Below are 21,441 nucleotides of genomic sequence, written 5' to 3'. Positions count from 1 at the left end.
AACCTAGCGGAGCTTTCCAAGCTTTTACGAATGACTGTGCTTCGACATCTTCTTATCGCGCTGATCTACACGACATTCGCGGCAGCCTTGGCCGTGACCCTTCCCCTTGGGTTTTCAAACCTTGCCAATAGCGATGCGCGGATCATCGCCGCGCTGGTCCTGGGTGCGTCCGCCCTTCTCCATGAAATTTTCGCCCGCTTTGAGCGCGACGCAACGATGACCCGCCAATTCACCGCCATCGAGAAGCGGAGCGATGCATTGGAGAAAAAAGTGACCCGGGTACAGAAAGATGCCCGGCGTATCCAGGCCCTTGTCGCAGACGGCCAGGGCAGGTCCCCGCAAAAGATGGGGGACATCGTCGCCGAAGTCCGCGTCCTGCAAAAGCTTGTCGAACAGCTCTCAAAGGTGCCAAAGGGCAAAGCCGAACCGAAGCCCAAGAAAGCAACCGCCGCACCCGCACAGGCCAGCATGGCCGCCGCCGCGTCGAACATGCGACCCGAAGCCATGCTCGATCTGGTGCAGGACGCGCTACGCCGTGACCGGATTGATCTCTTCCTGCAGCCCATCGTCGGCCTGCCGACGCGTCAGGTAAAATTCTACGAGGCTTTTTCTCGCATCCGGGCCGATGACGGTTCTTTCATCACCCCCGACCGCTACCTGGACGTCGCCGAAAAGGAAGGGCTGATCACGCCCATCGACAATCTGCTCTTGTTCCGCTGTGTCCAGATCGTTCGCGCCCAGCGCAATCAGGCGCGCACAGGTTTCTTCATCAACATTTCCAAGCACACCCTTGCCGATCAGACCTTTTTCCGCGAATTTATCGACTTCATGGAGTTAAATTCCGAACTGGCACCGCATCTTATTTTCGAATTTTCCCAGGCCGATCTGCCCCTGCACCGGCCCGAGATTGCAAGCGAACTGCAACGCCTGGCACGCCTTGGCTTCCGTTTCTCCATCGACAAGGTGACCTCGCTGAATTTCGATCTGGACGAGCTGCACGCGCGGCGATTTAAATTCGTCAAGATCGGCATCAAAACCCTGCTTTCGGAAAAGCGGGAAAAAGGCCACCCCCATGCAATCAAAGCCATTCGGGATGCCTTCTTCCGCAACGGCATCGATCTGATCGTCGAAAAAATCGAGGATGAAGCAACCCTCGTTGACCTGTTGGAAGATCGCATCGATTACGGCCAGGGCTATCTTTTCGGCGAACCGAAGCTCCGCCGCTAACGCATCTTCTTTTCTTTTCCGGCCACCCATGGCAAAACGGGCCGCACCCGCCGCTTTCAGCGAGGCCCGTCCCGATGCCCACAACGCGCGCACCCGTTCGTCTTCTTTCCGGTATCGGGGAACTTGTCCCCGCCTATGACGGTTTTATTTTTGACCTTTGGGGCGTTGTTCACGATGGCTTCGCCCCCTTTCCAGGGGTCCTCGACGTTCTGGAACGTCTGCGCGTGACAGGTAAAAAAACGCTTTTTCTCTCAAACGCCCCCCGCCGCCAGGCGGTGGTTGCCGCCGCCCTGACAGACATGGGGATCCCGCCGGATCTTTATGGCGGCATCCATTCGTCCGGCGAAGAGACGTGGCAGGCGCTGTTTACGCGCCGCGACCCCTGGTATGCCGCCCTGGGTTCGGCCTGCCTGCATCTTGGGCCGGAACGCGACCGCAACATGCTGGAAGGGCTGGACCTGACCGAGGTGACGACACCGGAGGCGGCGGATTTTATCCTCAACACCGGCATCGACCGCGACGAGGAAACGGTCGCCGATTACGAAGACCTGCTGGCCCGCGGCGCGGCCAGAGGCGTGCCGATGATCTGCGCAAACGCCGACCGCGAAGCCTTGCGCGGGAAAACCCGGGTGATTTGCGCCGGCGCACTCGCCCAGCGTTATGAAACGCTTGGCGGCAAGGTTCGCACCCACGGCAAACCCGACCCGGCAATTTTCAAACACGCGCTTGGGCTTCTCGGCATCGCGGATCCCCAGCGCGCGCTGGTCATCGGAGATTCCCTCGACACCGACATTCGCGGCGCCGAACGCGCGCATATCGACGCCGTGCTGGTCACCAGCGGCCTTCACGCCGCCGAGCTTGCCCTGGAACCCCCCCACGAAACCTTGCCCGAAGCGCGCGCGCTTCACACCCTTCTCAAGCGCAAAGACCGCCACCCGGTTGCCGTCATCCCAAGTCTTGCCTGGTAGGGACAGGGCGAAAGGCGACGCACCCGCGCCGGCGGATCTAACCCAGGAACCGAGCCAACAATAGCGGCACTTCCGGCACGCCGATTTGCACAAGCATCGCCACCTCGGCCCCAATGCCGACGAAAAAGGCGATCGTGCGAACCCAGGAAATGCCGAAGATGTGGACAATGGCCTGGACAAGCCGCGCCACGACGAAGACTTCCGCGCCAAGCTGCGTAATTTCATCGGAAACGCCAAACATCGTTCCGGCGACAATGACGGCGAAGGGGATCATGTTCTCCATTAAATTGAGATGCGCGCGCTCGGCACGCAGCACCCAGGCCGGAAGGGCCGCATCCTCTGGAGTCGGATGCCCGACAAAACGGATGATCCCCCAAGTCTGAATCTTTCCAACGGCAGGGATCAACGCCATCACAATGGCGACGACCGCAAGTTGCAACAGGCAGATAAATTCAACAGGTGCCATCGTGCGTTCCTCCAGTTGTTTAAATTTTAAAGCCCCACCAAAAGGCAAGCCGCCACCACATCATGACCGATTGTGGCCAGACGGCAAAAATTCCGGGCAAGGATGGCAGCAAAAGGAAAGGGTGGGCAAGCCTTATCGAAGCCCCGGCGTCACAACGCCGTGACCAAAAGACGCCAAGCGTGGACCCGGCGACGTTAAAGCGTCTCTTGCAACCGCGTCACCAGTGGCACGTCTGCCGGAAGCATCGGAAAACCCCCAAGATCCCGGGGCAAGACCCATTGCACCGCCTGCCCTTCCATAGGGACCACCTGCCCCTGCCAATGGCGGCACAGGTAAAGCGGCATCAAAAGGTGAAAATCATCATAGGCATGGGACGCGAAGGCAAAGGGGGCAAGATCGTGGACCGCAACCCCGATGCCGAGTTCTTCCTGAAGCTCGCGGACAAGCGCCGCTTCGGGCGCCTCCCCGGCGTGAAGCTTGCCGCCCGGAAACTCCCATTGACCGGCGAAGGCTTTTCCCTCGGGACGCTGGGCGATCAGCACGCGCGCGCGCGCGTCCACCAGCGCCGCTGCCACAACGAGAAGCAGCGGTCGCGCGTTAGGAACGATAATCGGCGTTGATATCGATGTAGCCATGGGTGAGATCGCAGGTCCAGACCGTCGCCGAGCCCTGGCCAATGCCAAGGTCAACTGCGATGGCAACGTTGCGCCCCTTCATGTGCCGGGCAACGCGCGGTTCTCTATAGGCGGGGTCGCGCGCACCCCGTTCCGTAATTCGCACCCCGCCGATACGAATGTCGAGCTTGTTCTGGCGAACCCGTTCGCCCGATTTGCCAACCGCCATGACGATCCGCCCCCAATTCGCATCTTCCCCGGCAATCGCCGTCTTCACGAGGGGCGAGTTTGCAATCGCAAGACCAACGCGGCGCGCCGCCTTTTCAGATGCCGCGCCGGAAATGGCAACGGTTATGAATTTGGTAGCCCCTTCGCCGTCTCGAACGATTTGCTGCGCGAGGTCGATCATCACCGCACCAAGGGCCTCTTTAAAGGCCTGCAAATGTGGGTCCTTTGCCGTGCGCACCGGCTTGTGCGTCTTGCCGGCCCCGGTGGCGCACAGAAAAACGCTGTCACTTGTCGAGGTATCGCTATCGACCGTGATCGAATTAAACGAACGCGCGTTCAGCTCGGACAGCAATTTCTGCAAAACGCCGGCAGGAATTTTTGCGTCTGTAAAAAGGAACCCCAACATCGTCGCCATGTTTGGCGCGATCATGCCGGACCCTTTCGCAATCCCGTTAATCGTCACCGGTACGCCGCCAATCTGCGTCTTGGCACCGGCCCCCTTGGGAAACGTATCCGTCGTCAGAATGGCGTTGGCCGCCGCCTTCCAGCCGGAAGGCTTTAACTGCGTTGCCAGATCCGGCAGCGCCGCTTCGATGCGTTCAACCGTCAGCATTTCACCAATGACGCCGGTCGATGCGATGAAGATTTCCGAGGCCGAACAGCCAAGCGCGCGCGCCGCCGCCTTTGCCGTCCGCGCCACCGCCTTGACACCAACCGCCCCGGTGAACGCATTCGCATTGCCGGAATTGACGACAAGCCCCCGGGCGCGGCGCCCTGAAAGCTGTTTGCGGCACCATTCGACGGGGGCCGACGCCGTCGTCGACAACGTAAAGACACCAGCCAGCGTCGTCCCCGGCACCAGGGCGACAAGCATTAGATCGTCACGACCGCGATAGCGGATACCGCTGGCCGCCGCCCCCAGGCACACGCCGGGAACGGGAGAAAGTCTTGGAAAGCCCCTGGGAGCCAGGGGCGAGGGCTTTAACTTTCGGGCCATGTCGCTATCGGGCTCATATGCATCAGGCTTATATGCAAAAGCAGAAGGGTTGGTTTTGCCGGAACCTGGCCCGACATCGAGGCCATCCTACAGATCGCGAACCCAAGAACAAGGGCACAATGCGACCCGGCGGACCGGGTTTCCAAAGAACTTTCCCGGCGCGCCGCCGTTGACAGCCCCCACCATGCGCCCTATCTCTCGTAGGGAAAACCAGCAATGCCCGTCCCCCAATCCCATTTGAGAGAATTCCTATGCTCGGTGTTCTGACCCGACGATTCCTTGGTTCGGCAAATGACCGCTTTCTTCGCAAGCTTGACCCGCTTGTCCAGGCCATCAATGGGGAAGAAGCCGCCCTTGTCGAGCTTTCCGATGATGCCTTGCGCGCCCGCACCCAGGCCTTCCGCGACCGGATCACGGCAGGGGAAACCCTGGACGACCTTCTTGTCGAGGCCTTTGCTACCGTACGGGAAGCCGCCAAGCGCGCCCTTGGCCAGCGCCATTTCGACGTCCAGCTCATGGGCGGCATCATTCTCCACCGGGGCATGATTGCCGAAATGAAGACGGGCGAAGGGAAAACCCTTGTCGCCACCCTGCCGGTTTACCTCAACGCGCTATCGGGCAAAGGCACCCATGTCGTCACCGTCAACGACTACCTCGCCCGGCGCGACGCGGAATGGATGGGCACCATCTATCGCTTCCTCGGCCTTACGGTGGGATGCATCGTCCACGGGTTAGACGATGCGGAGCGCCAGGAAGCCTATGGCGCCGACGTGACCTATGGCACGAACAACGAGTTCGGCTTCGATTACCTGCGCGACAACATGAAATACCGGCTGGAGGACATGGTCCAGCGTGCCTTTAACTTTGCCATCGTGGACGAAGTCGACAGCATCCTTGTCGATGAAGCGCGCACGCCGCTGATTATTTCCGGCCCCACCGAAGACAACTCCGATCTTTACGTCACCGCCGACAAGCTGATTCCGAAGCTTGGCGAAGAGGATTACGAAAAGGACGAGAAAGCGCGCGTCGTATCCTTCACGGATGCGGGGGTCGAAAAGATTGAAGGCTGGCTTCGCGAAGCCGACCTGATTGAAGAGGGCGCCTCTCTCTACGACATCCGCAACGTCGCCCTTGTCCACCACATCAATCAGGCACTTCGCGCGCATACGCTGTTTACCCGGGACACGGACTACATCGTCAAAGACGATCACGTCGTCATCATCGACGAGTTTACCGGACGCATGATGGAAGGACGGCGTTACGCCGAAGGCCTGCATCAGGCCCTGGAGGCAAAGGAAAACGCCAAAATTCAGAATGAGAATCAGACCCTTGCGTCGATTACCTTTCAGAATTACTTCCGCCTTTATCCGAAGCTTTCCGGCATGACAGGCACGGCGATGACCGAAGCCGCCGAGTTTGGCGACATCTACAAGCTTCTCGTCGTCGAGGTTACAACGAACGTTCCTTGCGCGCGCATCGATCACGACGATGAAATTTTCCGGCTGGAAACGGAAAAATTTTCAGAAATTATCGCGCTGATCGAGGACTGCCGGAAACGCAAACAACCGGTTCTTGTCGGCACCGTCAGCATCGAAAAATCCGAAACACTCGCCGCGTTGCTGAAGAAAAAGAAAATCACGCACCGGGTGCTCAACGCGCGCTATCACGAAGAAGAGGCCCAGATCATCGCCCAGGCCGGTCGGGCGGGTGCCGTGACAATCGCCACAAACATGGCCGGTCGGGGCACGGATATTCAGCTTGGCGGCAATCTCGACATGTGGCTTGAAGAGAGCCTCGCCGGCATTGAAGACGATGCGGCAAAGGCCAAAAAGAGAGAAGCGATCGAAAAACAGCACGCCGAAAACAAAGAAACGGCAATCGCGGCAGGTGGGCTTTACGTTGTCGGCACGGAACGTCACGAAAGCCGTCGCATCGACAATCAGCTTCGCGGGCGAACCGGGCGTCAGGGCGATCCGGGGGCTTCGAAATTCTTCCTTTCCCTCGAAGACGATCTGATGCGGATTTTTGGGTCCGAGCGCATGGACAGCATGCTGAAGAAATTCGGACTTCCCGAAGGCGAAGCGATCATTCACCCATGGATCAACAAGGCCATCGAAAAGGCGCAGCAGAAAGTCGAAACCCGAAACTACGACATTCGAAAAAATCTGCTTCGCTTCGACGATGTGATGAACGATCAGCGCACGGTGATTTACGAACAGCGCCGCGACCTGATGGTGACGGACAACGTTTCCGAAACGATCACGGACATGCGCCAGGACGTCATCGAAGACCTGGTCCAGCGCATGATCCCGGAAAAATCCTATGCGGAAAAATGGGACATAAAAGGGCTACACGAGGAATGCCGGCGGCTGCTTGCCCTTGACCTTCCGATCGCCGAGTGGGCGAAGGAGGAAGGGATTGCCGATGAAGAAATCCGCACGCGCCTGACGGAAGCTGCCGACCGAAAAATGGCGGAGAAGCTGGCAACCTATGGGCCAGATATTTTTCAGACCGCCGAGAAAAGCGTCCTTCTGCAACTGCTTGACCAGGCGTGGAAAGACCATTTGCTGACCCTGGATCACTTGCGCCAAGGCATCAGCCTGCGCGCCTATGGTCAGCGCGACCCCCTAAGCGAGTACAAGCGCGAAGCGTTCAATCTCTTCGAGTCGCTGCTTAGCCGCCTGCGCGAAACGGTCACCGCCATCCTGAGCCATCTGGAAGTGCAGGTCACCTCCCCCAAGGAAGCGGAGATCGAACGCAAGCCACAAGCCATGCAGGAAAGCCGGACGGATCCGGCGCTCGGCCACCCGGCCTTCGGCCAGGGGGCGCAAGCCGACGCCGCCCCAGGCGGCCCTCCAGACGTACAGACCGGCGGCCCCATCCGTCGACGCGAGGCGGCAGCCGTCATCGATCCGAACGATGCAGCGACCTGGGGACGGGTGGCGCGGAACGCCACCTGCCCATGCGGATCGGGACGCAAATACAAGCACTGCCACGGGCGCAACACCTGATTTAAAGCCCCTGATTCAAAGCCAATAAAAAAAACCTAGTGGCAGGCGACCTGCGGACGGGTACCGGCAAGCGGTCAATCGAAGCCTTTTGTCCCCATCGCCAGAAATTTTTCGCGACGGCGCGCACGAAGAACGCCGCCTTCGATTGCAACCAGGGCTTCCAATTCCTTCTCAATGGTATTGCCCACCGCATGGATAACCTGACGTTGCTGACGGTGCGCGCCACCAACGGGCTCGCGCACGATCTTGTCGATCAGGCCAAACCCAAGAAGATCCTGGGCGGTGAGACGCAGGGCTTCCGATGCCGTTTTTGCCTCTTCCCCGTTGCGCCAGAGAATCGAGGCACAGCCTTCCGGGGAAATGACCGAATAAATGGAATGTTCCAACATCAAGATCGTATCAGCGGTGGCGATCGCAATGGCACCACCGGACCCCCCCTCGCCGATCACGACGCTGATAAAAGGCACGTGCAGATTAAGCCCCGCTTCGATGCTGCGCGCGATGGCCTCGGCCTGGCCGCGCTCTTCCGCGTCCACGCCCGGATACGCGCCCGGCGTATCAACAAGGCTAAGCACCGGAAGTTTGAAACGATCCGCTATCTGGAAAAGGCGCTGCGCTTTCCGATACCCTTCGGGCCGCGCCATGCCGAAATTATGCTGCACACGGGAATCCGTGTCCGACCCTTTCTCGTGGCCCATCACGACGACGGCGCGCCCACGAAACCGTCCAAGGCCCCCGATAATCGCCGTGTCCTCACCAAATATCCGGTCCCCGGCAAGGGGCGTCCATTCCTCGATCATCTCGGCCAAATAATCGGAAAAATGCGGCCGTTGCGGGTGTCGCGCAACCTGCACCTTTTGCCACGGCGTCAGCTTCGCATAGACCTGCTGCAAAAGCCGTTCGGCTTTGGACTGAAGTTTCGCGATCTCTTCAGAAGGGTTGACGCCATCGTCGCCCGTGCGATGACGAAGCACTTCAATGGCCCCTTCAAGTTCGGCGACCGGCTTCTCGAAATCGAGAAAATGTTGCATTCGCTTATCCTAGCATGTGCCGCGACAACCGCAGAAACCGGTCGCATCGCTTCGCAAAAACGCAGAAAAAGTCACCCACCTGCGCGTCAGTCCGTCGCGACCTGCTCTGCCTTTTTCACGAGAACCTGAGCCTGTTTGATAGAGGCGATGTCGATCAATTTGCCATCCAGTGCCACGGCACCCTGACCTTCTTTCTGGGCCGCTGCCATCGCCTCAAGAATGCGCTTCGCCTTTACGACCTCGGCCTCGGAAGGGCTGAAGACGTCGTTTGCCAAGGGAATCTGTGAGGGATGAATGGCCCATTTGCCCTCGCAACCAAGAACGGAAGCGCGGCTGGCCTGGGCACGGTACCCGTCCGAGTCCGAAAAGTCGCCAAACGGCCCATCGACCGGGCGCAACCCGTTCGCACGCGCCGCCACCACCATGCGCGAGGTCGCGTAATGCCACATGTCGCCCCAATGCACGTCACGGTTCCCGCCATCATCCGCATCCGTCAACACGACGTAATTCGGGTTGGGGCCGCCGATGTTCGTCGTCTTCGCCTTTGTTGAAGCCGCGTAATCGGCCACGCCGAAATGCAGGGATTCGTTTCGCGAACTGGCCGCCGCAATCGCGTCGATGTTCATCATCCCCATTGCGGTTTCAATGATCAGCTCGAAGCCGATCCTGTTCGTGAAACCCTTCGCCTGGGCGATCTGCGTCACCAGCATGTCCACGGCGTAAACGTCTGCCGCGTTGCCGACTTTCGGGATCATGATAAGGTCCAGCTTGTCGCCCGCGCGTTCGACGATTTCGACAACGTCACGGTACATGTAATACGTGTCGAGGCCGTTGATGCGAACGGAAACGGTCTTGCCGCTCCAATCAATATCGTTGAGCGCCTGAATGATGTTTTCCCGTGCCTGGGCCTTGTCATCGGGTGCGACCGAATCCTCCAGATCCAGAAAAATAACGTCGGCGCTTCCTTTTGCCGCTTTCTCAAAAAATTTCGGCGAGCTGCCGGGCACGGCAAGCTCGCTGCGATTGAGACGGGGGGTTGCTTCTTCAACAATTGTAAAGCTCATGACGTCCTCGTTCGATTAAATAGCGGCTGGGATGGCTTCATAGCACCCGCCCACACAGGCGATGAGCGGATTAATTCCGTTCCTTGCCGGAAATGTCAACTCCATCGCGTCGATTTTCGCCTGGGCGGGCCTTGCCGGAAGAGGCCGCCAGGGGGTGGCGCGTGTCCACAAGGTGCTTCAGACGCGCCTGAAGCACATGGGTATAGATTTGCGTCGTCGCAATATCTGCATGCCCCAGCATCTGCTGAACGCTGCGAAGGTCCGCACCATGGGCCAATAAATGGCTGGCAAAGGCGTGGCGCAACACATGGGGGGAAACCTTCGCCGGGTCGAGGCCGGCGTCTGCTGCCAGCGCCTTTAGAAGCTGGAGAAAGCGCTGGCGCGTCAAATGGCCGGTGCCGGCGCGGGAGGGAAAGAGCCATGGCGCGCCGCCGCCGCCCAAAAAAACCTTGCGCACCGCCTGATAGGCGGCAAGGGCTTTGACCGCAGGTGCCCCCAAAGGCACCATCCGTTCCTTGCCCCCCTTGCCACAAACGATGAGAAAGCGCGCGTCGCGGGTCATCGCCGCCAGGGGAAGCGAAACAAGTTCCGAGACCCGAAGCCCGGTCGCATAAAGAATTTCCAGCAGCGCCTGAACACGAAGGCCCCGTGGCCCCTGCTGGCGACGCGCCGCTTTAAGCAGAGCCTCGACGTCTTCTTCCGTCAGATATTTTGGAAGCCGCCTTCCCTGTTTCGGACTGTCGAGGACCGAACTTGGATCGTCGGCGCGCAAACCTTCGGCAAAAAGAAATTGGTAAAACTGCCGCAACGCCGAAAGACGCCGCGCCGCCGTCCGTGGCGAAAATCCGGATTTTTCCAGGGCATGAAAATAGGCGCGCAGCTTGTCGCTGGTCGCGGTAGCAAGGCCATCCTCCTTGCCAAGAAAACGCGCAAAATCCTTCAAATCCCGCGCATAGGCATCAAGCGTATTGCGCGCAACGCCGCGCTCGGCCAACAACATTTCAAGAAAAAGCTCGACCCAACGCCCCCCTGGCGGCCCCTGTTGGCACCGCCTTGCCGCCATCGCCGTCAGAACCCCTGGGTCATGGCCGCCTCAACAGCGAGGCGGCGGGCTTCAACGCCAAGCCCGACACCGCGCAAGGCTGCAAGAACGCCATCCAGCGTCATTGGTGCCACCTGACCGGGCCCGTCCTCGCCCATGCTCAAAAGTACCAGCAGGACGGTTTCGCCCATACGTCCCTGGGTTGAAGCTTCGCCAAGCGCGTTCCAGATTGCCACCGACGGAACGACCATCGTCGTGCGTGGCGCATCGGGTAAGACCCGCGCCCATCCGGCACCGCCCACCGGGTTCCCCATCGCCGCAAGCAGGCCAAACAGGCGCGCCGCCTTCGCATTTCCTGCCACCGGGCCGGCGATCTTCCACCAGGCGTCGAGACGCGCCGCGTCCCAGGCAAGTGCGCCATCAGCATCGGCCAGCTTGACAAAGGGCCAAAGCGCATCGCGCGCACGCGCAGCCGCCGCCTCGTTGAACGCTTCGCCCTGAACAAGGGCAAGCCAGGCCGACGCCTCTTGCGTATGGCCACCCAGCAAAAGTGCCCTGCCGGCTTCGTCCGCAAACCAGGCAAGGGAAAGGCTTGGGGTAATTTCCAGCAGCATCGGCAACGTCACCCGCACGACCGTGCCGTAGGTTCCCGCCGCATCCACCGCCGCCGCTTCTTTCCAGAGACGATGGAGAAGCCGCGCCTGACCTTCCGGGTCCGTTCGCATCTTTGCCGCACGCACGAGAAGGGCCCGGCCCAGCACACCGTCCGTCTCGGTGTTGTCGATGTCGCGGAACGCTTCCGAACGCAAATGGACCAACCGATACAACCCGGCCAATTCATCTGCGGCGAAGGTTCCCATCGCTTCGGCGCGCTCGCCCGCGTCAAGACGCAACGCCAAAGGCGCCTTTTCATATCTCGCAATCGCGCGAAGAATAGCGGGATGCGTCGTCACGCCGGCATCCGGCGGCAATTGCTGTTTTGTCGCCTTGATCATGGCGAACTCAAACCCCGTTGGGTCCGGCAAATTGAAAATTTGCACGTCGTCCCTGCCGAGCACCGCATCAATCAATTGAAAGAAGGCCGGCTTGCTCTTTCCCGGCATCTCGCGCAAAAGCAAAAGCCCAAGCCGCGCCGCTTCGGCTTCTCCCGCCAGCGCCTCGCAGAAAATCTGCATCCGCTGCCAATGGGCCCCCTGGTAATCACGGATGTGGCTGCGAACGTCCTTGCACGCGAGCTCGATATCACCGGAAAGAAAACGGCTTTCAATCCGGGAAAGGGCGATCGATTCATCCATCGCGTGCGTCGGAACAATCCGCGCAAGTTCGATGACCGCCTTCGTCTCACCCATCGCTGCCAGGCGATCGATCCGAAGGGGCAAAAGATTTGCCTGCAACACGCCATTGCCAGGCGCCGTCGCCGTCGAAAGCAACAAGCGGCGCTGCAACGCGCGCAGGGTCGGCGAACGCGGCGCGGCGGGAAGTCTGGGCAGCAATTGCGCGACCAGGCCACCATCCGTCCCCTGCCACATATCGACCCCGAAACCGCCCGCATCCGCGTCGAGAAGACCAATGGAATTTGGGTTTACCGTCTCCAGCGGCGCGATATCCACCGCCGTCGGATCGCGCGTTTCAGCGACCGGTTTGACGACCGGCACAACCGTTGCTTCGCTCGCCGCCGGTTCGATCAGCGATTCAACCACCGCTTGGGTTGCGGGTTCGGAGGTCCCCTGCGAAACGTCCCCCTTTTTATCCGACGATTGCGGAACGGCCAGCGAGGCCGGCAGCCCAAGCGAGATCGGTTCGGCGCCCATCACGGCACCCGAAGCCACAAAAAAACCCAGGATCAGGCCAAGAACACTTCCGGAGCGGACAAGCATGCCGTCCCGTCTAGTTTGGAAAGCGCGCATCTGGCAGCACTTTCTCGACCGCAACGGCAGGCGGCGGAATGTCCCAATTCGCAAAGGCCATGAACCCGCCAAGGACCGCCAGCAGGATCAACAGCAAAATGCCCCGTGATATTCGATTCATAAACGACGATGTACCCACGTCTTTTCTTTCTCCGGTTTCTTATCTCCGGGTCGAAATGCCCCCAAGCACCACCAGAAAAGAAGGGCGGCTTCCACTGGCGACAGGTTTTCCCCATGTGATAGGCTTCACAGATAGCGATATTGCGACATCGCAGCCCTTATTTCAACGCTACCCCCGCCGCGACAGCCTGGATTTCCTAGAAAAATGACAAAGGAAACTTCTCAAGCCAGAGATAGGACGGCCAGCGGCCAGACAATCGTCCTCATCGGCATGATGGGCGTCGGGAAGTCGTCCGTGGGCCGGCGGCTGGCAGCACGCCTTGGGCTGCCCTTCCTCGACGCCGATGCGGAGATCGAAAAAGCGGCAAACGCGACGATTGAGGAGATTTTTACGACCCATGGCGAGGCCTTTTTCCGCGAAGGTGAGCGCCGGGTGATTGCGCGGCTACTTTCCGACCCCCCCCATGTGCTGGCAACGGGCGGCGGCGCCTTCCTTGACCCGGAAACCCGGGCCACAATCCGGACACAGGGCATTTCTATCTGGCTAAAAGCGACACTGGACCTTCTGGCCGCACGAGTCAGCCGACGCACGGATCGGCCCCTGTTGAAAAAGGGCGAGCCGCACGACATCCTTGCGAAGCTGATGACGGAGCGTTACCCCATTTATGGGCAGGCGGATCTCACAATCGAGGTTCAGGAGGAACCCATCGAAATCACCGTCGACCGAGTGGCTGCGGCCCTTGCCGATTATCAAAAAACCATATTGCAATCGAAAAAGACGCCCACATGAACCACCCGGAAAATGAACCCGCCAGCGTCCGAGTCGAACTTGGCGAACGAAGCTACGATATTCTTATTGGACCGAACCTGCTGACAACAGCCGGGAAATATTTGCGGCCGCTGACCCGCGAGGCCCCTGTCTTTATCGTCACCGATGAAACGGTCGCCGCCCTTCACCTAAAGCCCTTTGAGGCAGGCTTGGCCGCCGCAAACCTTACCGCAACGTCCATCGTCCTGCCGCCGGGCGAGCAGACGAAGTCACTTTCGCAGCTTCAATCCCTAACCGCGCGTCTGCTTGACGCCCGGGTGGAGCGGGATTCGGTGCTGATCGCCCTTGGCGGCGGGGTCATCGGCGACCTGACTGGCTTTGCCGCCAGCATCACGCTGCGCGGCATTCCCTTCGTGCAAGTGCCAACCACGCTTCTTGCCCAGGTGGACAGCGCCATCGGCGGCAAAACCGGCATCAACACCGCCCAGGGGAAAAATCTTCTGGGAAGTTTTTATCAGCCGCGCCTGGTGCTTTCGGACACCGCAACCCTTGCGACGCTGCCACCCAGAGAATTTCTTTCCGGTTACGCGGAAGTCGTCAAATACGGCCTTATCAAGGACGCCGCTTTCTTTCGCTGGCTGGAAAAAAACGGACCCGCGATTCTTGAACGAACGCCCGAAGCCCTGACCCACGCCATCGTCACAGCCTGCAAGGCAAAGGCTAAGATCGTGACGGCGGACGAGCGCGAGGCGGGCAACCGCGCCCTTCTCAACCTTGGCCACACATTTGGCCACGCCTTTGAGGCGGCAAACGCCTTTGGCCCCGATTTGCAACATGGCGAGGCGGTTTCGCTCGGCATGTGCCTGGCCTTTGCGTTTTGCGTGCGCCTTGGGCTTTGCCCAGCCGAAGATGCCAAGCGCGTCCATCGCCACCTGGCCGCCATCGGCCTGCCGACGACACCCGGCGAAGCCGGTGCCGGCAAATGGGACCCTAAGGTTCTGGTAGACCTCATGCGCCAGGACAAGAAAGTTCGCGGGGGCCGGCTTCGTTTCATCCTGACCCGAGGAATTGGCAAAGCGTTTCTGCACGAAGACCTTGCCGCCGAGGAAATCCAGAACTTTCTGGAAGAGGCTTAGATGACGGACATCGCCCTTCTCTTGCTCGGCGCGATTTTAATTCTTCTTATCCTTTCCGCCTTCTTTTCCGGGGCCGAGACCGCCATCACCGCCGCCTCGCGGCTACGCCTCTATCAATTAGAGCGCACCGGCAATCCCCGCGCCAAAATCGTCAATCGGCTGCGCGAACGCAAAGAACGGCTGATTGGCACGATCCTGCTTGGCAACAATCTGGTGAACATTCTGGCCTCCGCGTTAGCGACAAGCCTGCTGATCGGCTGGTTCGGCGATACCGGTGTCGTCTATGCCACCATTATCATGACAACCCTGGTGCTGATTTTTGCCGAAGTGCTTCCCAAGACCTACGCCATTCATAACGCCACACGAACCGCCCTTTGGGCCGCGCCGGCCTTGCGCTGGATTGTTCGCGCCTTCTCGCCCATCGTCCACGCCGTACAATGGGTCGTGACGGGCACGCTTCGCATCTTCGGCGTTCGCATTTCTGCCGATCTAAGCCTTACCGCCACAACGGAAGAATTGCTGGGCGCCATTGAACTTCGCGGCGGAAAAGGTGCAAGCCTGCGCCAGGAACGCGCAATGCTGCGCAGCATTCTTGATCTGGCAAGCGTCGCCGTAGACGAAATTCTGATCCACCGGAAAAACGTCTTCACGGTGAACGCGGACGATGAACCAAGCCTTCTTCTTTCCCAGGTGCTTTCCAGCAACCACACACGCATTCCGTTGTGGCGCGATTCAACAGACAACATTGTCGGCATCCTGCACACCAAGGCGATGTTGCGCGCCGTCCATGAACGCAAAGGAAATCTTGGCGACCTTGATATCGTTGCGGTTGCCGCAAAGCCCTGGTTTATACCGGAATCGACGACCTTGCTTGCGCAATTGCAAGCCTTTCGTCAACGCCATGAACATATGGCGCTTGTCATCGACGAATATGGCGCCCTTATGGGAATCGTGACCCTGGAAGACATCCTTGAAGAAATCGTGGGCGAAATATCCGATGAACATGACGCAACCATTCCCGGCATCCGCCCCCAACCCGACGGATCAATCACCGTCCGGGGCACGACGACACTCCGCGATCTAAATCGCGAATTCGACTGGGAATTGCCCGACGAGCCGGCCGCCACCCTCGCCGGCCTGCTGCTTCACGAGGCGCGCCAGATTCCAAGTGTTGGCCAGACTTTTGAGTTTCACGGATTTCGCTTTGAAATTTTGAGACGCTATCGCAACCAGATCACGTCCGTGCGCATCGTGCCACCCGGCACCTCGTCCACAACAAAAAAATAAGCGCCTCGCTTTTTATATCGCAACCTGTTTTTAAAGAAAGGCGGGCCATCTTCATGCCGCTTCCCCTCCCCTCCCCAAGAAAGCGAATACATACCCGGAAAATCGAAATCCACGGCTTTGAACGTGAAGACGGTCTTTGGGAAATCGAAGGGCACCTTACGGACAGAAAAAGCTATGCGTTTCCCAATCAATACCGTGGCGAAATTCCGGCAGGGGAACCCATCCACGACATGTCCCTGCGGATGACCGTGGATGACAACTTCGTCATCCAGACCATCACGGCGGTTTCAGACAGCACACCTTTTGCGATCTGCCCCGGAGCGGCAGCGTCTTACGAGGGACTGAAAGGCCTTTGCATCGCATCCGGCTGGCGGCGGGAAATTCGAAAGCACGTCGGCGACGTGAAGGGATGCACGCATTTGACCGCCCTTCTTAACGAAGCGGCGACGGTTGCCTTTCAGACGATCTATCCGATCCGCCATCGTGAAAAACTCGACAAACCGGCCACAGGAAAACCGGGTTTGCTGAACAGCTGCCGTGCCTTTGCTTCCGACAGCGATGTCGTCAAAGCGCATTGGCCCGATTTCTATAGCGGTTCGTGAAGCGAAGATTTCTTCGCCACTCCTGCAAACCGGAATCGGAAAGCGACCGCACGGTTTCCGATAGGCCATGGCCAGCCTTCGCATGGCCATCTTCCGTCGCCGCCACGCGGAAATAAAGAACGATAAAGGCACGAAGGGCCGCCGTCAGAGCCGATTCGTGGCGCTGAAAATCCACATCGCTGCACACGTCATGAATTGTTCTGCCCTCGCGGCGACAGATTTCTCCAAGTGCGTCCCACATGCTCGGCTCAAGCCGCATGCTCGTCCGATGGCCGGCGACCGTTACGTTGCGATTGACCAATGTGCTTGCCATTTACCAACTCCCTGCGCGTCTTCCACGTATACAAGTAAAGGTTGTTTTTTAGAGCCAGAATGGCACAAGTAATAAACCCTGCTATCGCAGTCATAACAACCTAAAATTGTTTAATAAGGTGTTAATACTCAATTTATAGGTATTGTACACCCACGCGACAAGGACAAATTTTGAGGCCACATAAAGGCTTCAGCCGGCCTGATCCTCCTCAGGCGCCAGAGCCTTTAGGCGGAGCGCATGCAGAGCGGCGGCAAACTCCCCGGCAAGAACCCGGTTGATCAGGCGTTGCCGGTCGAGGCGGGATTTGCCGATAAAAGCCGCCGAGACAATTTCAACCCTGAAATGCGTCTCGCCCTCGGGCCGACTGCCGGCATGGCCGGCATGGGAGGCAGATTCATCAACAATTTCCAGCCGTAACGGCTGAAAGGCCTCTTCAAGCTTGGCAGACATCCGTTCCCGGCGCGAAGGCAACATGGCAAATCCCCTGAATTCCGTGACGTCACCCCACGCATAGGCGCGCACGCGAGCGCCGTCAAGACGCCGTCACGAACCCGGCACCGAAGACCCATAACGAACTTGCAAAACCTGTAGGTGCTTGCCACTGGAGAGGAAAATCTCCATATTTTCCTGATGCGCAGACGCAAAGATTTTCGACTTTCAATGCCGCGTAAATCCGCGACGACACGGACATCGGAAGGGACGGGCCAGCGCACCTGTGACCGGGCCGACTGCCTGGCCGAGGGGTGCTATCGCGCGCCACGCTCCCGCGAGAACCTTCGGCACTATTACTGGTTTTGCCTTGCCCATGTGCGCGAATACAACCGCGCCTGGAATTTTTACGCCGGCCTGACGGAATCCGAGGTCGAAGCGATCACCCGTCACGACACCGTCTGGCAACGACCGTCCTGGCCCTTTGGCGAGAACCACGCCCGGCGTTTCCATAATCCGGACAAGATGCGCAACAAAGTACATGACGCCTTCTATTTTTTTAAGGAAGAGACCATGGCACGACCGGGGCCGGCCAGCCCGGAGACGGAAGAAGAAAAAGCCTTTCGCGTTCTGGAACTGACACCGCCAACGACGCTGGAAAAGCTGAAAGAGCGATACAAGACGCTGGCAAAACGCCACCACCCGGACATCCATGGCGGCGACAAAGCCGGCGAAGACCGGCTAAAGGAAATCAACCTTGCCTACCAGATGCTTGTCAGTGCTCATGGTTCATAAAATGGGCATCTTTGACCGAACAAAGGAGACCTTGGCGCGATGACCTCACCGGATATGCCCAACGCAACGCTCAATCATTCCTCCCGTGTGCCCGACATCAAAATCTCGGTGCGGCAAATATTCGGACTCGACACGGATTGGGAAGTGCCTGCCTTCAGCACGCCGGAGGAACATGTCCCGGAAATAGAAGAAAGCTATCGCTTTGACCACGATACGACCCTTGCCATCCTCGCCGGCTTTGCTTTTAACCGCCGCGTCATGATCCAGGGCTATCACGGAACCGGCAAATCGACGCATATCGAACAGGTAGCAGCGCGCCTGAACTGGCCCTGCGTACGCATTAACCTCGACAGCCATGTCAGCCGCATCGACCTGGTCGGCAAGGATGCCATTGTCATCCGCGACGGGAAACAGGTAACGGAATTTCGCGAAGGCATGCTGCCCTGGGCCTTGCAGAATCCAATCGCGCTGGTCTTCGACGAATATGATGCCGGGCGCCCCGACGTGATGTTCGTCATCCAGCGGGTTCTTGAAGTCGATGGCAAAATGACGCTGCTTGACCAAAGCAAGGTCATCCACCCCCACCCGGCCTTCCGGCTGTTTTCGACAACAAACACAATCGGCCTTGGCGACACAACCGGCCTTTATCACGGCACCCAGCAGATCAACCAGGGACAGATGGACCGTTGGAACATCGTCGCGGCGCTGAACTACCTGCCGCCGGAGGCCGAAGAAGATATCGTGCTGGCAAAGGCCCCGTCCTACGACAACGAAGAAGGCCGCAAGACGGTCAAGGCCATGGTTGCCGTCGCGAATTTGTCCCGGGCCGGCTTCGTCAATGGCGACATTTCGACGGTCATGTCACCTAGAACCGTCATCACCTGGGCCGAGAACGCCAAAATATTCAACGACATCGCCTTTGCTTTCAAGGTGACTTTTGTCAACAAATGCGATGACCTTGAACGCATGAATGTTGCCGAATATTACCAGCGCTGTTTCGGCGACGAGTTGCAATGATGACCGGACGTCCCAACCTGAAATCGCGCCCCCATGCCTGACGATATGGGCAACGATTCCAATCTTGTTGAAACCTTCCGCCGCGCGCTTGGCGCGGCCATGCGGGCCATTTCCAAAAAGGACACGGTCACCGTCCAGTTCACGTCGGGCAGCACGGCGATGGAGGGTGCGACCGCGCGCATTGCCCAGCCATCCCCGAACCTGCACGATTGGGAAGTCATGAAGATCCGGGGGCAGGCAGATGCCATGGCGCTTCGTCTGCGCTACCACAATGAGAAAACCCATCGGCGCTTCGCGCCCACAGGCGGCGAGGCGCGCACCGTCTTCGAGGCCCTCGAACAGGCCCGCATCGAGGCCCTGGGCGCCAACCAGATGAAGGGCATCTCCCAAAACCTAGCCATCGCCCTTGAAGACCATTGTGTAAGCCACGGCTACCCGACCCTTGAAAAACGCGAACAAGCCCCCCTTGCCGAGGCCGTCCGCTGCCTGGCGCGGGAGCATTTCACCGGCGCGCCCACCCCAAAGCCGGGTCAAAAAATGGTGAATTTCTGGCGTTCGACGATCGAATCAAAGGCGGGTGCGGATTTGCTGGCGCTTTCAAATACGCTCTTCAATCAGGTGGCCTTTGCAAAAAAGGCACGGCGCTTTCTTTCCGATCTGGACCTTATCGAAGAAAGCGAAATCGATGAAGAAGAGCCCGGGGAAGACACCGAGGCGAGTTCCGGCACAGAGGCGAGCCCCGACGAAAGCGATACGGAAGAGGAAGACCAGGAATCGCTTCTTCAGGCCCAGGACGAAGACGGCGAAGACGGCGAAGGCAGCACAACGGGGACGGGCGACGAGGCGGGCGAAGCCTGCGACACGGATTTCGACCCCGAGGCCCATGCCAGCGATTTTGAAAAAAATCCCGGCGAGCCTGGGCGTCCGCGTCCACCAACGGAGAACGCCAGCGCAGACACAGCCCCCTACACCCCCTACACGGCAGAGTTTGACGCCATTGTCACCGCCGACACCCTTTGCACGCCTGAGGAGCGCCAACAGCTTCGCACCCAGCTTGACCACAAACTCTCCCTGTTGAAAGAAGGCGCAACCACCCAGCTCGCCAACCGTCTGCAGCGCCTGCTGCAAGCAAAGCAAACCCGTTCCTGGACCTTCGATCTGGAAGAGGGAATTCTGGACGCGGCGCGACTGGCACGCGCCATCGCCAACCCGAATTATCCAATTTCCTTCAAGCAGGAAACCGAAACAAATTTCCGCGACACGGTGGTTTCACTTCTGATCGACAATTCCGGTTCCATGCGTGGCCGACCGATTGCCGTCGCCGCCATGAGCGCAGAGGTGCTTTCACGCACCCTGGAGCGATGCGGCGTGCGAACGGAAGTCCTTGGCTTTACCACCCGCGCCTGGAAGGGCGGCCAATCGCGCGAGAAGTGGCTGAAAGATGGCAGCCCTGCCACGCCGGGGCGTCTGAACGACCTTTTGCACATCGTCTATAAATCCGCCGACGAACCCTGGCGCCGGGCGCGAAACAATTTCGGCATCATGCTGAAGGAAGGCCTTCTCAAAGAGAACATCGACGGCGAGGCACTGCTTTGGGCGCATCAACGCCTGATGGCCAGGTCGGAACAGCGGCGCATTTTGATGATTATTTCAGACGGCGCGCCGGTCGATGACGCAACCCTGACCCATAATTCCAGCAACTGCCTCGAACACCATTTGCGCGAGGTCATTGCCTGGATCGAAACCCGGTCGGACGTGCAGCTGCTTGCCATCGGCATCGCCCATGACGTCACCCGCTATTACAAGCGCGCCGTCACCATTTTCGATGCCAACCAGCTTGGCGGAGCGATGGTTGCGAATCTGGCGGAACTTTTCGAAGATCCCTCGGACCCCAGCATGGCCCGGCGGCGAACCATGCGGCGGGCCAGGCGTGGCGGCTTGCGGGGCGGCATCGCTACCCACAGATAAGACAGCGTGCCATCGGTGACATGGCACCGATGCCGGTTTTTCAAAGATAAATCAAAAAGGAATGGAAAAGAATTCGCGCGTCTAGCTTGCGATGGCGGCAACCGCCTTCTTGATCAGGGTTTTGACGCGGCGAACATTCGGATCCAGCTTTGAATCCGACGTTTTCAGAAGGTAAGCGTCAAGGCCGCCGCTATGTTCGATCGTACGAATGGCGCGCGCCGAAACTTTCAGCCGGATGGCCCTTCCCAGAACATCGCTCATGATCGATGCCATCTGGATGTTCGGCAGAAACCGCCGCCGGGAGCGGTTGTTCGCCTTGCTCACATTGTTACCAGTGGCAGGCCCCTTGCCGGTGAGGGCGCAACGTCGCGTCATGATCTGTCCTTAATATCCTGAAACAGCTATGTCCTAGCCAAGGCCGTCCAAGCCCAAGCAGAGGCGCGTTCTATA

At 59.1% G+C, this 21,441-nt stretch carries 20 protein-coding genes; 10 read left to right on the top strand and 10 right to left on the bottom strand.

All coding sequences use genetic code 11. The features are described 5' to 3' along the window. Positions 1-30: 30 nt before the first annotated feature. Both COA65_02615 and COA65_02610 read left to right on the top strand, forming a co-directional pair. Positions 31-1,227 (top strand): diguanylate phosphodiesterase, encoded by a 1,197-nt coding sequence (locus tag COA65_02615; GenBank protein ID PCJ61126.1) that lies wholly within the window; start codon positions 31-33, stop codon positions 1,225-1,227. A gap of 74 nt (positions 1,228-1,301) precedes the next feature. Continuing rightward, on the top strand, positions 1,302-2,195 hold the full coding sequence (locus tag COA65_02610; GenBank protein PCJ61125.1) for a TIGR01459 family HAD-type hydrolase: 894 nt from the start codon (positions 1,302-1,304) through the stop codon (positions 2,193-2,195). A 37-nt stretch (positions 2,196-2,232) separates the two neighbouring features. Here COA65_02610 and COA65_02605 read toward each other — a convergent pair whose 3' ends face one another. From COA65_02605 to COA65_02595, 3 genes are all read right to left on the bottom strand, one after another. Continuing rightward, positions 2,233-2,661, bottom strand: a complete 429-nt coding sequence (locus COA65_02605; GenBank protein PCJ61124.1) for a hypothetical protein — start codon at positions 2,659-2,661, stop codon at positions 2,233-2,235. 194 nt (positions 2,662-2,855) lie between these two features. Next, on the bottom strand, positions 2,856-3,296 hold the full coding sequence (locus COA65_02600) for an 8-oxo-dGTP diphosphatase MutT (GenBank protein PCJ61123.1): 441 nt from the start codon (positions 3,294-3,296) through the stop codon (positions 2,856-2,858). After that, complete coding sequence (locus COA65_02595) at positions 3,259-4,500, bottom strand: bifunctional ornithine acetyltransferase/N-acetylglutamate synthase (protein ID PCJ61122.1); 1,242 nt, start codon at positions 4,498-4,500, stop codon at positions 3,259-3,261. Before COA65_02595 ends, COA65_02600 begins: the two co-directional genes overlap by 38 nt. A 251-nt stretch (positions 4,501-4,751) precedes the next feature. Here COA65_02595 and COA65_02590 point away from each other — a divergent pair, with 251 nt between their 5' ends. Beyond that, the gene (locus tag COA65_02590; GenBank protein ID PCJ61121.1) at positions 4,752-7,511 is read left to right on the top strand and encodes a preprotein translocase subunit SecA; all 2,760 of its coding nucleotides are present in this window, start codon (positions 4,752-4,754) and stop codon (positions 7,509-7,511) included. Between the two features lie 74 nt (positions 7,512-7,585). Here COA65_02590 and COA65_02585 read toward each other — a convergent pair whose 3' ends face one another. The 4 genes from COA65_02585 to COA65_02570 all read right to left on the bottom strand — a co-directional run bounded on the left by COA65_02585 (position 7,586) and on the right by COA65_02570 (position 12,525). Continuing rightward, on the bottom strand, positions 7,586-8,542 hold the full coding sequence (locus COA65_02585) for an acetyl-CoA carboxylase carboxyl transferase subunit alpha (GenBank protein PCJ61120.1): 957 nt from the start codon (positions 8,540-8,542) through the stop codon (positions 7,586-7,588). Positions 8,543-8,628: 86 nt separating this feature from the next. Continuing rightward, positions 8,629-9,606 (bottom strand): CoA ester lyase, encoded by a 978-nt coding sequence (locus tag COA65_02580; protein ID PCJ61119.1) that lies wholly within the window; start codon positions 9,604-9,606, stop codon positions 8,629-8,631. Between the two features lie 70 nt (positions 9,607-9,676). Then, positions 9,677-10,669, bottom strand: a complete 993-nt coding sequence (locus COA65_02575) for a recombinase XerD (protein PCJ61118.1) — start codon at positions 10,667-10,669, stop codon at positions 9,677-9,679. A gap of 5 nt (positions 10,670-10,674) precedes the next feature. Further along, the gene (locus COA65_02570; GenBank protein PCJ61117.1) at positions 10,675-12,525 is read right to left on the bottom strand and encodes a hypothetical protein; all 1,851 of its coding nucleotides are present in this window, start codon (positions 12,523-12,525) and stop codon (positions 10,675-10,677) included. A 355-nt stretch (positions 12,526-12,880) separates the two neighbouring features. Between COA65_02570 and COA65_02565 the strand changes: the two genes are divergently transcribed. Genes COA65_02565 through COA65_02550 form a run of 4 tightly spaced genes read left to right on the top strand, consistent with a single transcriptional unit; the run spans position 12,881 to position 16,469 of the window. Continuing rightward, the gene (locus COA65_02565; protein ID PCJ61116.1) at positions 12,881-13,465 is read left to right on the top strand and encodes a shikimate kinase; all 585 of its coding nucleotides are present in this window, start codon (positions 12,881-12,883) and stop codon (positions 13,463-13,465) included. Continuing rightward, entirely contained in the window at positions 13,462-14,580 is a 1,119-nt protein-coding gene (locus COA65_02560) for a 3-dehydroquinate synthase (GenBank protein ID PCJ61115.1), read from the top strand. The genes COA65_02565 and COA65_02560 overlap by 4 nt, the downstream gene beginning before the upstream one ends. Next, entirely contained in the window at positions 14,581-15,867 is a 1,287-nt protein-coding gene (locus tag COA65_02555; GenBank protein PCJ61114.1) for a hypothetical protein, read from the top strand. A 53-nt stretch (positions 15,868-15,920) separates the two neighbouring features. Next, the gene (locus COA65_02550) at positions 15,921-16,469 is read left to right on the top strand and encodes a hypothetical protein (GenBank protein PCJ61113.1); all 549 of its coding nucleotides are present in this window, start codon (positions 15,921-15,923) and stop codon (positions 16,467-16,469) included. On the opposite strand, the gene COA65_02545 is transcribed toward COA65_02550, so the two are convergent. Together COA65_02545 and COA65_02540 are read right to left on the bottom strand one after the other, a co-directional pair. Continuing rightward, the gene (locus COA65_02545) at positions 16,432-16,782 is read right to left on the bottom strand and encodes a hypothetical protein (GenBank protein PCJ61112.1); all 351 of its coding nucleotides are present in this window, start codon (positions 16,780-16,782) and stop codon (positions 16,432-16,434) included. The genes COA65_02550 and COA65_02545 overlap by 38 nt on opposite strands. A 189-nt stretch (positions 16,783-16,971) precedes the next feature. After that, complete coding sequence (locus COA65_02540; GenBank protein ID PCJ61111.1) at positions 16,972-17,256, bottom strand: BolA family transcriptional regulator; 285 nt, start codon at positions 17,254-17,256, stop codon at positions 16,972-16,974. Between the two features lie 186 nt (positions 17,257-17,442). On the opposite strand from COA65_02540, the gene COA65_02535 reads away from it, so the two are divergent. Genes COA65_02535 through COA65_02525 form a run of 3 tightly spaced genes read left to right on the top strand, consistent with a single transcriptional unit; the run spans position 17,443 to position 20,991 of the window. Next, positions 17,443-18,006, top strand: a complete 564-nt coding sequence (locus tag COA65_02535) for a molecular chaperone DnaJ (protein PCJ61183.1) — start codon at positions 17,443-17,445, stop codon at positions 18,004-18,006. Positions 18,007-18,045: 39 nt separating this feature from the next. Continuing rightward, positions 18,046-19,023, top strand: a complete 978-nt coding sequence (gene cobS / locus COA65_02530) for a cobaltochelatase subunit CobS (protein PCJ61110.1) — start codon at positions 18,046-18,048, stop codon at positions 19,021-19,023. Positions 19,024-19,056: 33 nt separating this feature from the next. Continuing rightward, positions 19,057-20,991 (top strand): cobaltochelatase subunit CobT, encoded by a 1,935-nt coding sequence (locus COA65_02525; GenBank protein PCJ61109.1) that lies wholly within the window; start codon positions 19,057-19,059, stop codon positions 20,989-20,991. Positions 20,992-21,072: 81 nt separating this feature from the next. On the opposite strand, the gene COA65_02520 is transcribed toward COA65_02525, so the two are convergent. Next, complete coding sequence (locus tag COA65_02520; GenBank protein ID PCJ61108.1) at positions 21,073-21,366, bottom strand: 50S ribosomal protein L28; 294 nt, start codon at positions 21,364-21,366, stop codon at positions 21,073-21,075. Positions 21,367-21,441: the final 75 nt, after the last annotated feature.

This window comes from Rhodospirillaceae bacterium (assembly GCA_002746255.1).
GTDB lineage: Bacteria > Pseudomonadota > Alphaproteobacteria.
This window is presented reverse-complemented; position numbering and strand designations above follow the sequence as displayed.